Source organism: Pseudomonas endophytica, assembly GCF_001411475.1.
GTDB lineage: Bacteria > Pseudomonadota > Gammaproteobacteria > Pseudomonadales > Pseudomonadaceae > Aquipseudomonas > Aquipseudomonas endophytica.
In genome coordinates, this window is record NZ_LLWH01000166.1 from 26,043 (window position 1) to 39,145 (window position 13,103).

General features: G+C 57.5%; 13 protein-coding genes. 7 read left to right on the forward strand and 6 right to left on the reverse strand.

The window, feature by feature from the left end; translation table 11 throughout:
• Positions 1 to 55 precede the first annotated feature (55 nt).
• On the forward strand, positions 56 to 799 hold the full coding sequence (locus tag AQS70_RS12350) for a hypothetical protein (protein WP_055103061.1): 744 nt from the start codon (positions 56 to 58) through the stop codon (positions 797 to 799).
• A gap of 178 nt (positions 800 to 977) precedes the next feature.
• On the opposite strand, the gene AQS70_RS12355 is transcribed toward AQS70_RS12350, so the two are convergent.
• Positions 978 to 1,829 (reverse strand): SDR family oxidoreductase, encoded by an 852-nt coding sequence (locus tag AQS70_RS12355; RefSeq protein WP_055103062.1) that lies wholly within the window; start codon positions 1,827 to 1,829, stop codon positions 978 to 980.
• Between the two features lie 187 nt (positions 1,830 to 2,016).
• Between AQS70_RS12355 and exbB the strand changes: the two genes are divergently transcribed.
• From exbB to AQS70_RS12385, 6 genes are all read left to right on the forward strand, one after another.
• Complete coding sequence (gene exbB, locus AQS70_RS12360) at positions 2,017 to 2,997, forward strand: tonB-system energizer ExbB (protein WP_055103063.1); 981 nt, start codon at positions 2,017 to 2,019, stop codon at positions 2,995 to 2,997.
• Between the two features lie 6 nt (positions 2,998 to 3,003).
• Complete coding sequence (gene exbD / locus AQS70_RS12365; protein ID WP_055103064.1) at positions 3,004 to 3,429, forward strand: TonB system transport protein ExbD; 426 nt, start codon at positions 3,004 to 3,006, stop codon at positions 3,427 to 3,429.
• The gene (locus tag AQS70_RS12370; protein ID WP_055103065.1) at positions 3,426 to 4,172 is read left to right on the forward strand and encodes an energy transducer TonB family protein; all 747 of its coding nucleotides are present in this window, start codon (positions 3,426 to 3,428) and stop codon (positions 4,170 to 4,172) included. The genes exbD and AQS70_RS12370 overlap by 4 nt, the downstream gene beginning before the upstream one ends.
• A gap of 201 nt (positions 4,173 to 4,373) precedes the next feature.
• Positions 4,374 to 5,294 carry a hydrogen peroxide-inducible genes activator gene (locus AQS70_RS12375; RefSeq protein ID WP_055103066.1) on the forward strand — a complete coding sequence of 307 codons (921 nt, stop codon included), beginning with the start codon at positions 4,374 to 4,376 and terminating at the stop codon, positions 5,292 to 5,294.
• A gap of 9 nt (positions 5,295 to 5,303) precedes the next feature.
• Positions 5,304 to 7,379: an ATP-dependent DNA helicase RecG gene (gene recG, locus AQS70_RS12380; RefSeq protein ID WP_055103067.1), complete on the forward strand. Its 2,076-nt coding sequence runs from the start codon at positions 5,304 to 5,306 to the stop codon at positions 7,377 to 7,379.
• An 80-nt stretch (positions 7,380 to 7,459) separates the two neighbouring features.
• On the forward strand, positions 7,460 to 8,860 hold the full coding sequence (locus AQS70_RS12385; RefSeq protein WP_055103068.1) for an aminoacyl-tRNA deacylase and HDOD domain-containing protein: 1,401 nt from the start codon (positions 7,460 to 7,462) through the stop codon (positions 8,858 to 8,860).
• 294 nt (positions 8,861 to 9,154) lie between these two features.
• Here AQS70_RS12385 and AQS70_RS12390 read toward each other — a convergent pair whose 3' ends face one another.
• The 5 genes from AQS70_RS12390 to AQS70_RS12410 form a co-directional block, all read right to left on the reverse strand.
• Positions 9,155 to 9,787 carry an ABC-type transport auxiliary lipoprotein family protein gene (locus AQS70_RS12390; protein ID WP_055103069.1) on the reverse strand — a complete coding sequence of 211 codons (633 nt, stop codon included), beginning with the start codon at positions 9,785 to 9,787 and terminating at the stop codon, positions 9,155 to 9,157.
• Positions 9,784 to 10,722: an MlaD family protein gene (locus tag AQS70_RS12395; RefSeq protein ID WP_055103070.1), complete on the reverse strand. Its 939-nt coding sequence runs from the start codon at positions 10,720 to 10,722 to the stop codon at positions 9,784 to 9,786. Before AQS70_RS12395 ends, AQS70_RS12390 begins: the two co-directional genes overlap by 4 nt.
• Position 10,723: 1 nt before the next feature.
• Entirely contained in the window at positions 10,724 to 11,527 is an 804-nt protein-coding gene (locus AQS70_RS12400) for an ABC transporter ATP-binding protein (RefSeq protein ID WP_055103071.1), read from the reverse strand.
• The gene (locus AQS70_RS12405; RefSeq protein ID WP_055103072.1) at positions 11,524 to 12,654 is read right to left on the reverse strand and encodes an ABC transporter permease; all 1,131 of its coding nucleotides are present in this window, start codon (positions 12,652 to 12,654) and stop codon (positions 11,524 to 11,526) included. The genes AQS70_RS12400 and AQS70_RS12405 overlap by 4 nt, the downstream gene beginning before the upstream one ends.
• A 79-nt stretch (positions 12,655 to 12,733) precedes the next feature.
• The coding region (locus tag AQS70_RS12410) for a DUF2914 domain-containing protein (protein WP_156355147.1) at positions 12,734 to 13,103 on the reverse strand (370 nt) is incomplete at its 5' end.

Genomic DNA, 13,103 nt, shown 5'->3' on the forward strand with positions numbered 1-13,103 from the left:
CACTTTCCTGCTGCGCCTCCCCTCGCTCCCCCCCCCGCTTTAAAAGGATCCCACCATGCGCAACGCGCTAGTTTTGTCACTGCTCGCCTTGGTTTTAGGTGGCTGTGCCAGCGATCCCGCAGCTCGTGATATCAGTGGTGTCTGGATTAACCAAGCTGCAATTAATGAAGCAGCCAAAGGCGGCCATCTGCGCGAAGCCTTGCTGGCTAACGGGCCGAACCTTGAATGGGATATCGACGCCAAAAACGCTAAAGCCAGCTACACCAACGGTTTTGAACGCGTAGAAGGCACATTGCTGCCTCAAAAGAAGGGCACTTGGCAGGTTGATATGTATGGCAGTTCGGCGATTGAGCTGGGCCTGAAAGGCGCAGCGTTAAATCAAACGGCTTCTGACGCAGACCCTCAGCAATCTTTTGTTCGTTCGCCTGTGCAACTGGCCAGCGACGCGCCGTTAGGCACGCATTTCGAGCGCGCGCTTAAGGCCGTTTATTTAGGCGGTCAATGGCGTGTGATCAGCGGTTTAGGGCAAGGCAACACGGTGACATTTATGCCGGACGGCCAAATCAAAGGTCTGCCTGACAATAACGCGTACGCGTTGTGTCTGGCCGGTGATTGCGCGTCGATGAGCGGTGAGTACGACAGTCTGTGGCTGCAACAAGACGAAATCGGCGCTGTACACATTTTTGTACGAAACGGCCGCCGACTTGAAATCTTCCAAGCGCTGGACTCTGCCAAGTCTGACGAAATGCCTCAGCTTTATCCTGGCAAGCTGGAGTGGGTGCTGGAAAAGCAGCTCTAACAACTGTCCCCTCTGGAGCTGCCGCAGGCCGCGATCTTTTACGATTTAAGGTCAAAAGATCGCAGCCTTCGGCAGCTCCTACAAAAACTAGTTGAGCCAGAGGGGGGGGGCGCATAAACCCCTGTAGCGAGCTTGCTCGCGATCCTTAAAGGATCAAAAGATCGCGAGGCAAGTGGTATCAGCCAGCCAAAATCGCGGTATATCCCTCGCGATAACTCGGGTAACGCGGTTCCCAGCCCAGTGCTTTAGCTCGCGCATTGCTACAACGTTTGCTGCCTGCGCGGCGCACACTTGCCTCGTCGGCCCATTCGGTTACACCTAAGCGCTCGCGCAGCCAATTCACAACTTCTGCCAGTGGTGCTGGTTCGTTATCGACGCCGATATAGCAGTCGTCCAACGCTTCGCCCTGCTGATCTGCCTTAAGCAAAAAGGCCAAAAGCCCCGCGGCATCATCGGCGTGGATCCTGTTGCCATATAACGGCGGATCGACCGCAACACGATACCCTTGTCGCACTTGCCCCAGCAGACGCTCACGGCCTGGCCCGTAGATACCGGTTAAACGCACAACACTGGCGGGCAAGTTACTTTGCAGTGCGACCTGCTCGGCCTGCAGCATGATTCGCCCAGAGTAATTGGTTGCCTCGGTGGGGGAGGTTTCATCCACCCATTCGCCGCCTTGTTGCACATACACGCCGCTACTGGACACAAACAGCAGGCGTTTAGGCTGCTGGCCGTGCTGTTTGAGCCAGTTAAGTGTGTGCTTGAGCCCTTCAACATAAGCGGCTTGATAACCCGCTTCATCGTGATTCGTCGCGGCAGCGCTGTACACCAAGTAATCAATCTGGCCCGTGGGCCAGTTCGCTGGGCATGCCTCGCTGAACAGGTCGCCTGCTACGCCGCTGACGCCCGCGGGCAGTCGGTCGATTGAGCGGCGCAGCCCATACACTTGCCAGCCAATACTGAGCAATTGAGTGGCCAAGCGACTTCCTACATCCCCGCAACCGACGATCATGGCCGTTGTGTTAGACATCGCGAAAACCCCTTACTAAATGTTACAAAAATGGCTGAACGGCTAGGATCAAGACCGTGACTTTTGAAAAAAACAGATGCTATTGCTTTTGTTAACAAGAATTACTTGCAATAATAATGCACCGTTTGCCCAGATCCTAAGACGCACTGTAGGGCAATTCTCTTTTCTTTCTTCAGGTCCGGCTAGCATGACACGCAATCAACCCAACGCTTCGCCAACCCAGCTTTCGAGCCCATCACGCCTATGGCGTGGGCTTGCGGCGCTGATGTTCAGCCTTTTGCTGGCACCTGCTGCGGCCTTCGCCGACGAGCCTGCCGCACCGGCTGCACAATCCGCCACTGAGGCTTCGGCCCCGGCGCCTGTCGCTGTACCGGCTGCGACGGATCCTGTATTGGCAGACGATGCGAGCGCCCTGAACGATGACGCACCGCAAGTGGTCGCTGAAGAAGATAACAGCTTGGGCATGGCCCACGACCTGTCCCCTTGGGGCATGTACAAAAACGCAGACATCATCGTAAAAATTGTGATGATCGGCCTAGCCATTGCTTCCATCATCACGTGGACCATCTGGATCGCCAAAGGCTTTGAGGTCATGGGCGCCAAACGCCGTCTGCGCGGTGAAATTGCCAACCTGAAAAAAGCCCGCACCCTACAAGAGGCCAGCGAAACCGCTGCCAAACAAGGCACCCTTGCGCACTTACTGGTGCAGGATGCCATGGAAGAAATGCGTCTGTCGGCCAATAGCCGTGAGAAAGAAGGCATTAAAGAGCGTGTCAGCTTCCGCCTTGAGCGCTTGGTAGCGGCTTGCGGCCGTAACATGAGCAGCGGCACGGGCGTGCTGGCGACCATCGGTTCCACAGCGCCATTCGTCGGTCTGTTCGGTACGGTTTGGGGCATCATGAACAGCTTTATCGGTATCGCCAAAACTCAAACCACCAACTTAGCGGTGGTTGCCCCGGGTATTGCTGAAGCCTTGCTGGCAACTGCATTGGGTCTGGTTGCTGCGATCCCTGCTGTTGTGATCTACAACGTTTTCGCTCGCTCCATTACTGGCTACAAGGCTCAGGTAGCGGATGCGTCGGCAGAAGTGTTGCTGCTGGTTAGCCGTGACCTCGATCACCTGCCGCCCGAGCGTAGCTCGCAACCGCACATGGTGAAAGTGGGGTAATCGGCCATGGGCCTGCATTTAAAAGAAGGCGATGACGATCTCGCCGAGAACCATGAAATCAACGTCACCCCCTTTATTGACGTGATGTTGGTGCTGCTGATCATCTTCATGGTGGCCGCACCTCTGGCCACTGTGGACATCAAGGTTGACTTGCCAGCGTCGACCGCCAAGCCGGCTCCGCGACCTGAAAAGCCCGTATTCCTCAGCGTTAAGGCTGATCAACGTCTGTATTTGGGCGAAGAGCCTGTCAAGGTTGAGGCGTTGGGCCCGACCCTGGATGCCAGGACTCACAACAACAAAGACACGACGATCTTCTTCCAAGCCGACAAAGGCGTGGATTACGGTGACTTGATGAGCGTGATGGATGCACTGCGCGCAGCCGGTTACTTGAAGGTAGGTCTTGTTGGACTCGAGACGGCAGCCAAGAAATGACCATAGCGCGCCGAAAAATGACGCGTTACGCAATCAGCTTGGCCGTGGTGTTGGCTGTGCATGCGGTGGCAGTGATTCTTGCCCTGCAATGGTCCAACCCGCGGGCTATCGAACTTCCGCCGCAAGCGATGATGGTTGATCTGGCGCCTATGCCAGCTCCGCCTCCGCCTGCGCCGCCGAAGGTGGTGACCCCACCGCAACCGCCGGCTCCCGTGGAAGAGTTACCGATACCCAAGCTGGCCGAAGCGCCCAAGCCGAAGATTGCTGTTCCGAAACCGGTCAAACCTAAGCAAAAGCCCCAGCCGCCTAAGCCTGTGGAAAAACCTGAACCGGTTAAAGAAAAGCCGTCAGAAGAGAAACCAAGCGACGCAACGCCGACTAAGGCGCCGAGTGAGAAGTCTGCTGCACCGGCTCCAGGCCCGTCGCCACAACAACTGGCCGCCAAAGCCAGCTGGGAAGGCTCATTGTTGGCCCACTTGGGCAAGTACAAAAAGTACCCGCCTGGGGCTCAGGCACGGGGCAAGGAAGGTCTGAACCGTCTGCGCTTTGTGGTAGACGCTGAAGGCAAGGTGCTGTCCTACGAGCTGGTAGGCCGCTCTGGCAATGCGGATCTGGACCGGGCCACCCTGGAAATGATTCGTCGGGCACAACCGTTGCCCAAACCGCCAGCAGACATGCTGACCAATGGCAGCATCGAAATCGTGGCTCCCTTCGTTTATTCCATCGAAAAACGTCGGCGATAGAACCAAAAAGGGCACCTTAGGGTGCCCTTTTTGCATCCAGGCTTAAAAGGCATCGTCACGAAATTGGCCCCTCTCAGCGTTTGCTACCTGCTATTAAGCAATACGCACTACCGTCACTGTGGTTCTGTGGGCAATGTCTGATAACGTGCGTCTATCGTTTGCAGCCGTTATGCTTGGCCCGCAACCACAGGGACGCCCGTTATGACTCTTACCGAATTACGCTACATCGTTACGCTCGCCCAAGAACAACACTTCGGCCACGCCGCCGAACGTTGCCATGTCAGCCAACCGACCTTGTCGGTGGGCGTGAAAAAACTGGAAGACGAACTCGGTGTGCTGATTTTCGAGCGCAGCAAAAGCGCTGTGCGTCTCACGCCTGTGGGTGAAGGCATCGTTGCCCAAGCGCAAAAGGTGCTTGAGCAAGCGCAAGGCATCCGAGAGTTGGCTCAGGCCGGTAAAAACCAACTGACCGCGCCACTCAAAGTGGGAGCTATTTACACGGTTGGCCCGTACCTTTTCCCACACCTTATTCCGCAACTGCATCGGGTCGCCCCGCAAATGCCGTTGTATATCGAAGAAAACTTCACACACGTGCTGCGCGACAAACTGCGCAATGGCGAGCTGGACGCGATCATCATTGCGCTGCCGTTCCAAGAAGCCGACGTACTGACGCTGCCGCTCTACGACGAGCCGTTCTACGTGCTCATGCCGAGTGAACACCCGTGGAGCAAAAAGAAAACCATCGACGCCAGTTTGCTCAATGATAAGAGTTTGCTGCTGCTGGGCGAGGGTCATTGCTTCCGTGATCAAGTGCTTGAGGCGTGCCCGACACTGACCAAAGGCGCAGATGGCGCTCGGCACACCACGGTGGAGTCCAGCTCGTTGGAAACCATTCGGCACATGGTCGCCTCGGGCTTGGGTATCTCGATCTTGCCGTTGTCGGCCGTGGACAGTCACCATTACGCTCCTGGCATTTTAGCCGTGCGCCCGCTGACCCCGCCGGTGCCTTTGCGCACCGTGGCCATTGCTTGGCGCGCGAGCTTTCCGCGGCCCAAGGCCATTGAAATTCTCGCGGATTCGATCCGCCTATGCTCCGTGGCCAAGCCACCTGCCGCGACCTAAGAAGCTGAAATGACCGAGTTGTCAAACGTGTCAGTCACCGCGTTTAAGGGCGTGGGTGAGGCCATGGCTGAGAAACTGGCCAAGGTTGGGCTCGAAACTGTTCAGGATGTGCTGTTTCATCTGCCCTTGCGCTATCAGGACCGCACCCGCGTGGTGCCGATTGGTGCGCTGCGCCCCGGCCAAGATGCCGTGGTGGAGGGTCGGGTAATCGGCATCGACGTGGTGATGGGTAAGCGCCGAAGCCTGCTGGTGCGCATCAACGATGGCACCGGCGGCTTGAGCCTGCGCTTCTACCATTTCAGCAACGCGCAAAAAGAAAGCCTCAAGCGTGGCACTGAAGTCCGTTGCTACGGTGAGGCGCGACCCGGCGCGTCGGGGCTGGAAATTTATCACCCCGAGTACCGGGCCATTACCGGGGCAGAACCGCCGCCTGTCGACACGACACTGACGCCGATCTACCCCAGCACCGAGGGGCTGACGCAACAGCGTTTGCGCCAACTCAGCCAGCAAAGCCTAGCCATGCTGGGGCCGCGCAGTCTGCCTGACTGGTTACCGCCAGAGCTGGCCAAAGACTATCAACTGGCCCCGCTTGATGAGGCCATTCGTTATTTGCATCAGCCGCCTGCAGATGCCGATGTCGAAGAACTTGCGCTCGGTCATCACTGGGCTCAGCACCGCTTGGCGTTTGAAGAACTATTGACTCACCAACTCTCGCAGCAACGTTTGCGCGAAAGCCTGCGCTCTCAACAAGCTCCGGCCTTACCCAAGGCTAAAAAGTTGCCCAAGCAATACCTGGCCAATCTGGGGTTTCCGCCAACCGGTGCTCAAGTGCGCGTCGGTAACGAAATCGCTTACGACCTCAGCCGACCCGAACCCATGCTGCGCTTGATTCAGGGCGACGTCGGTGCAGGCAAAACAGTGGTTGCGGCACTCGCCGCGCTGCAAGCGCTGGAAGCCGGTTATCAAGTGGCCTTGATGGCGCCCACGGAAATCCTTGCCGAGCAGCACTTCATCAGCTTCAAACGCTGGCTGGAGCCGTTGGGTCTTGAGGTCGCGTGGCTGGCGGGCAAGCTCAAAGGCAAGGCGCGGGTTGCGGCGTTGGAGCAAATCGCTAACGGTGCACCGATGGTGGTCGGCACCCATGCGTTGTTTCAAGATCAGGTGCATTTCAAAAACCTCGCCTTGGTGATTATCGACGAGCAGCATCGTTTCGGTGTGCAGCAACGTCTGGCTTTGCGCAACAAGGGCGTAGGCGGCGTTATGTGTCCACACCAGTTGATCATGACGGCGACCCCGATCCCGCGCACCTTGGCCATGAGTGCCTATGCCGATCTCGACACGTCAATTCTTGACGAACTTCCGCCCGGCCGGACGCCGGTCAACACAGTGCTGGTGGTCGACACGCGGCGCGTAGAAGTGATTGAGCGAGTGCGCGCCGCCTGTGCCGAAGGGCGGCAAGCGTATTGGGTGTGCACCCTGATTGAAGAATCAGAAGAAATGACCTGTCAAGCCGCAGAAAGCACCTTTGAAGACCTTTCCAGCGCGCTGGGTGAACTGCGTGTTGGGCTGATTCATGGTCGTATGAAAGCCGCTGAAAAAGCCGACGTCATGGCTCAATTCAAAGCGGGCGAGCTGCAATTGCTGGTCGCTACCACGGTGATCGAAGTGGGCGTGGACGTGCCTAACGCGAGCCTGATGATCATCGAAAACCCCGAGCGCCTCGGGTTATCCCAGTTGCACCAATTACGAGGGCGCGTGGGCCGGGGCAGCGCCGCCAGCCACTGCGTATTGTTGTATCACCCGCCGCTGTCTCAAGTCGGGCGCCAGCGTCTTGGCATCATGCGTGAGACCAATGATGGTTTTGTCATCGCTGAAAAAGACCTTGAATTACGCGGCCCTGGCGAGATGCTCGGCACCCGGCAAACGGGTCTGCTGCAATTCAAAGTCGCCGATTTGATGCGAGATGCCGATTTGCTACCTGCTGTGCGTGACGCCGCTTTGGCCTTGTTAGAGCGTTGGCCAAGTCACGTCAGCCCATTGCTGGACCGCTGGTTACGCCATGGCCAGCAATACGGGCAGGTGTAAAAAGACCGTTCAGTAATGACAGACGCGGCCGATTTAATGTCGGGTAATTACATTTGAGCTGCACAGATCGGATATAGACCATGAGTAAAGTTGCTGCTGCCCTCGTCGTTGCGAGAACGCCCCTCGCTATAAAGCAACTGCTTGAAGAGCGGGCCGTGGGGTATCGCGAAGTCCTCGATCATCCGGGGCTGAACCCGGCCAGCAAGGTGCAGGCCGTGCTGCTTAATGACACGGCAGGCACCTTGATGGTGATGTTCGCGCAGAGCCAATTACTCGACCTTAACCGCTTGGCCCATTTAATCGGGCGCCGCATGACTGCCATCGCGCAGAGTCGACTTCGCGAGCTGCTCGACCGTCACGGCGTGAGCCAACTGCCGGGTTTCCCTTCGCTTATGCGTTCGTCCTGTTTGTACGACGAGCAATTGCTGCAACAGCCTTTGCTGCTGATCACTTCGGGCGAGCCGGGTTTATTGTTGGAAGTGACCCGTGAAGACTTCCAACGCTTATTGGGTATCGCCAACTCGGGACGCTTTGGTGAGCCCTTGAGTGCAGTCAGCCTCAATCTAAGCCTTCCCGACGACGATAGCGCAGCCATCAGTCAGGCGGTTCAAGCGTTCACAGCACGGCGCATACAGCAACGACTTGAAGCCACCATCGAGCTGCCGCCATTGGCGGAGAGTGTGCGCAAAATCATGCGCCTGCGGGTTGATCCCGACGTCACCATTGATGAAATCACCAGCGTTGTAGAGACCGACCCTGCGTTGGCGGCACAAGTCATGAGCTGGGCATCGTCGTCTTACTACGCCTCGACGGCCAAAATCCGCTCGGTAGAAGACGCCATCGTACGGGTGCTTGGGGTCGATTTGGTGATCAATCTAGCGTTGAGTCTGTCGCTGGGTAAAACCCTAAACCTGCCCGTTGATCACCCGCAGTCCAGCACTCCGTATTGGCAACAGTCGATCTACACGGCGGCCGTTATTGAGGGGTTGACGCGCAGCATGCCGCGCGAAAAACGCCCGGAGACGGGGCTGGCGTACTTGGCGGGGCTGCTGCATAACTTTGGTTACTTATTGCTTGCTCACGTCTTTCCGCCGCACTTCTCACTGATCTGCCGCCACCTTGAGGTCAACCCGCACGTCAGCCACAGCGCAATTGAGCAGCACTTTTTGGGCGTGAGTCGTGAGCAAATGGGCGCTTGGTTAATGCGTCACTGGGAGATGCCGGATGAGTTGGCCACCGCTTTGCGTTTCCAACACTACCCGGACTACACCGATGCCCATGCCGAATACCCGAATCTGGTGTGCATGGCGTTAGGGCTGCTGCGCAATCGCGGTATTGGTCACGGGGCTTACGCGCCGCTGCCTGACGCGCTGTTCGAGCGCTTGGGTGTGAGCCGTGACAAAGCCGAAGACGCGGTGGATAAAGTGCTGGAAGCCGAAGTCCTGCTGCGTGAGCTGGCGAATACGTTCAGCCAGGCTTAAATCCTGTAGAAGATTCCCTGCCGTCCAGACGCCGCGCTATCGCGCAGCAAACGGGCTAAGTCTGTAGTCGCTGACGAGACACAAAGGCTGAGATCAACGGCTGGCAGTCGTGACACCATCGCGTACGGTGTTTGGTTGCATATCTGCTTGTGTAGGAGCTGGCGCAGCCTGCGATCTTTTGATCTTCTATCGCAACCTCAAAAGATCGCAGCCTGCGGCAGCTCCACACGGGAAATTTGTCTACCAATACATCCTGTGTAGATACCAATGCCCACACATACGAACACAGGTCTGTCAACGTTGCGGCTGAGCCTGACCCTGCTGGATCGCCCACTGCACCATTTGCGGCATCAGCGTGTCAGAGGCTTGCCCAAAGCCTGCAACCACCTGCGGCACCTGTGGATTGTTGAGTGGCTGACGAACTTCAAAGCGCCTTGAACTGATGATCCGTTGGTCGCTGCTGCGCACCAGACGAGCGTTGTACTGCACCAAGATTTCCGGGTTTTTGCCGTTGTAATGCGTCTGGAAGGCCAGCAGTTCGCCGCCTAACTCGTAGTCGGACTGCAAGTTGCTGTCATCGGTGCTCAACGCCTGAACCCGACCGTCCTGCAAAAAGGCATCTAGCAGTCGATTGCGCAGCAACGCCGGTGCCGGGTCGCTCCAGCGTGCGCCTTTGTAGTTGCTGACCAAGTTGCCTTCGGGCACCACGGCAATGTTCTGGCTGTTGAGCGTGTTGCTGGCCATCGGCTTGTCCAGCCGCAGTGACCACGCCACCGGCGCCGCTTGGCTAGCCGCAATCGGCGTTTGCGCGTCAGGCAGTCGATACACATCAACCACTTCGGGCTTGGGGAAAATCGAACAAGCGCTGAGCACGCTCAGGCTGGCGGCCAGTAAGAGTGAGCCTGCCAGGCGGTAAGGTCGGATCATGGCGTGAATTCCTTGTTCTGCTCGCGGCCCAGCAAGTAACCGCTCGGGTTGGCTTCTAGACGCCGCGAAATGCCCCGCAGCGTACTAAGCGTCTCGCGCAACTCGTTAACCGCCGGGCCTAGCTGATTAAGCCCTTGCAGCCCGCTGTTGAGCGATTCTTCGTTGTTGTTAATCAGCCGGTTGATGGTCGCGGTGCTCTGCTCCAGCGATTGCATGGCCTGTTCTGCGGTGGTGAACATTTGCTTGCCTTGGCTATTGAGCAGGCCATTGGCATTGCGCATCAGCGCGGTGGTTTGCTCAAGTGTTGCAGACGCTTGCTTGCCCACTTGCGACAGTTGCTTGAGGGTTTGGGCAATGTCACCGCGCTGGTCAGCAAGCGCAGCGGTGGTCTGCTCAACGCTTGCCAAGGTTTTGGTCACACTGTCGACGTTCTCATGGGAGAACAGGCGGTTGGCGTTGTGCAGCAACACGTTAATGTTGGCCAGCATGTCATTGCCATCGGTCAATAGCCGAGCAATCGGGGAGGGCGCCGCCACGATTATCGGCAGCTTGCCATCGTTGCCTTTAAGCATCGGGCTGTTAGGGTCGCCGCCGCTGAGCTGGATGATCGAGGTGCCGGTCACGCCGGTCAGTGCGAGCTTGGCCTTGGTGTCGACTTTAACCGGCGTACCGGCTGCCAGACGAATCCGTGCCAGCACCCGACGCGGATCTTTGTCGTCCAGACGCAGCTCAATCACATCACCGACCTTGATCCCGTTGTATTGCACCGAGCTGCCTTTGGACAAGCCGCTGACTGCCTCGTTGAAGACCACTTGGTAATCCTTGAACGTGTCATCCATGCTCGACTTGGCCAGCCACAGGCCAAACAGCATGGCGCCTGCGATGACCAACACGCTGAACAGGCCAATCAGTACATGATGGGCGCGGGTTTCCATGTCATTGCTCCTTACGCTGGGTTGCCGCTTCATACGCGGCGCGGCCACGAGGGCCATGGAAATACTCATGAATCCAGGGGTCGTCGAAGTTTTCGACTTCGGCGATGGGTGCTGCCACCAACACTCGTTTTTGCGACAACACCGCCACTCGGTCGGTGATGGTGTAAAGCGTGTCGAGGTCGTGGGTGACCAGAAACACGCTCAAACCCAGCGCATCACGCAGGGTCAAAATCAGTTGGTCGAACGCCGCCGCGCCAATGGGATCAAGCCCAGCAGTGGGCTCGTCGAGAAACAAAATATCTGGGTCCAGTGCCAGTGCTCGGGCCAGTGCGGCGCGCTTGATCATCCCGCCAGACAGCGCAGACGGGTACTTGTCGGCAGCCGACAACGGCAACCCGGCCAGCGCCAGCTTGACGCACGCTAAGTGCTCAGCGTCGGGTCGGCTTAGCCCGGCGTGTTCGATCAAGGGCATGGCGATGTTCTCGGTGACCGTCAGCGAAGAAAACAGCGCGCCTTGCTGAAACAGCACACCGAAGCGCCGCTCAATCAACGAGCGCTCGGCTTCGCGCAGGCTCATTAGGTCTTGGCCGAACACCCGTACTTGGCCCTCATTCGGGCGGCGCAAGCCGACAATGCTGCGCAATAGCACCGACTTACCGGTACCGGAGCCGCCGACCACGCCTAAAATTTCACCTTTATACACATCCAAATCGAGATGCTCGTGCACGCTCTGGGAGCCAAAGCGATTGCACAGATCGCGCACTTCGATCACCGCCTCACGGGGCGTGCTTTTTGGCGTACTCACCAGCCCATCTCCATAAAGAACAGCGCGGCCACGGCATCGAGGAGGATCACGACAAAGATCGACTGCACCACGCTTGAGGTGGTGTGAGCGCCCACCGACTCGGCGCTGCCACTGACCTTAAAGCCTTCAAGGCAACCCACGGCGGCAATCAGGAACGCAAAGAAAGGCGCTTTGACCATGCCCACCAAAAAGTTTTTGACCCCGATGTCAGAGTGCAACATCGAAATAAACATGTCCGGGGAAATGCCTAGCGAAACTACGCACACCACCGCCCCGCCGAGAATGCCGGCCATCATGGCCAAAAAAGTCAGCATCGGCAGCGCGATCAACAACGCCAGCACTCGCGGCAATACCAGCAAGTCCATCGGATCAAGGCCCAACGTGCGGATCGCATCAATCTCTTCGTTGGCCTTCATTGAGCCGATTTGCGCGGTAAACGAACTGGCGGTTCGGCCTGCCAACAAGATGGCGGTGAGCAACACGCCAAACTCTCGCAGAAACGAAAAGGCCACCAAGTCGACGGTGTAAATCCCGGCACCAAAGTTGGCCAATACCGTGGCCCCCAAAAACGCCACCACGGCACCCACCATAAAGGTCAGCAGCGCCACAATGGGCGCGGCGTTGAGGCCGATTTGCTCGATTTGCGCCACCACCGGGGTCAGGCGCCACTGTTTGGGGCGCAACAGGTTGCGGGCTAGGGTCTGTAGGATCAGACCGATAAAGCCCAGCAACTGCAAGGTGTCTTGCCACAGCTTATAGACCGCAGAGCCGATTCGACTCAGCAATAACAGGCCGATGTTTATTTCGACCGCTTTAACCGGCACGCAGAAGTCGCGCATTGAGGAGTATACGGTTTGCAGCAAGGCGCGATCAGCTTCGGGGAGTTTGGTGGCGCTACCGGCCAGTTGGCTGACGCGCTCAGCCCCCAGCAACTCAACCAGCAGCGACGCACCCGCAGTGTCTAGGCGGGATACGTCGTCGAGGTCAATCTGGGTACTGGCGTCGTACTTGTCCGCGAGCTGCTCGGTCAGCTTTTTTAGCCGGGCATAATTGGCTAATGTCCATTGGCCACTGATGATCAGCCGCGCCGGATTACTTGACGTGTCTAGTTGGGCATCGCCCGCCATGGCAGTAATAGTCTTAGGCTCCATGCTCAGTACGCTTAAACGCAGACTTTATGTAATAGCACACTCTCGTAAAAGTGTTTCAGTTTGCCTGTACATTTGTGGGGGTAGCTTGATCTGTGTCGGTCACTTTGAAGCGCAACACGCCAAGCATTTGCCCGTCTTCGGTCAGCACCTTCACTTGCCAGCGCCCGACCGGATTGGGCGGGAAGTTCAGTTTGTGGGTCCAAGCGCGGTAACCCTCCTTGCGCCCACCGTGAATATCCAGCGCGATGCGATCAAATTCTTGACCATTGAGTTGCCACACATGGTAAATCCGCTCGTTAAGACCCCGTGGCGCATTGATTGAAGTGTAGGCGTAAAGGCCGTTGCTGCGTAGCTGGTTGACGCTGATCTGCTTAATGCTTTCGCCGGGTGTGCGGCTTTGCACTTGAGTGGTCACCGCCACTTCG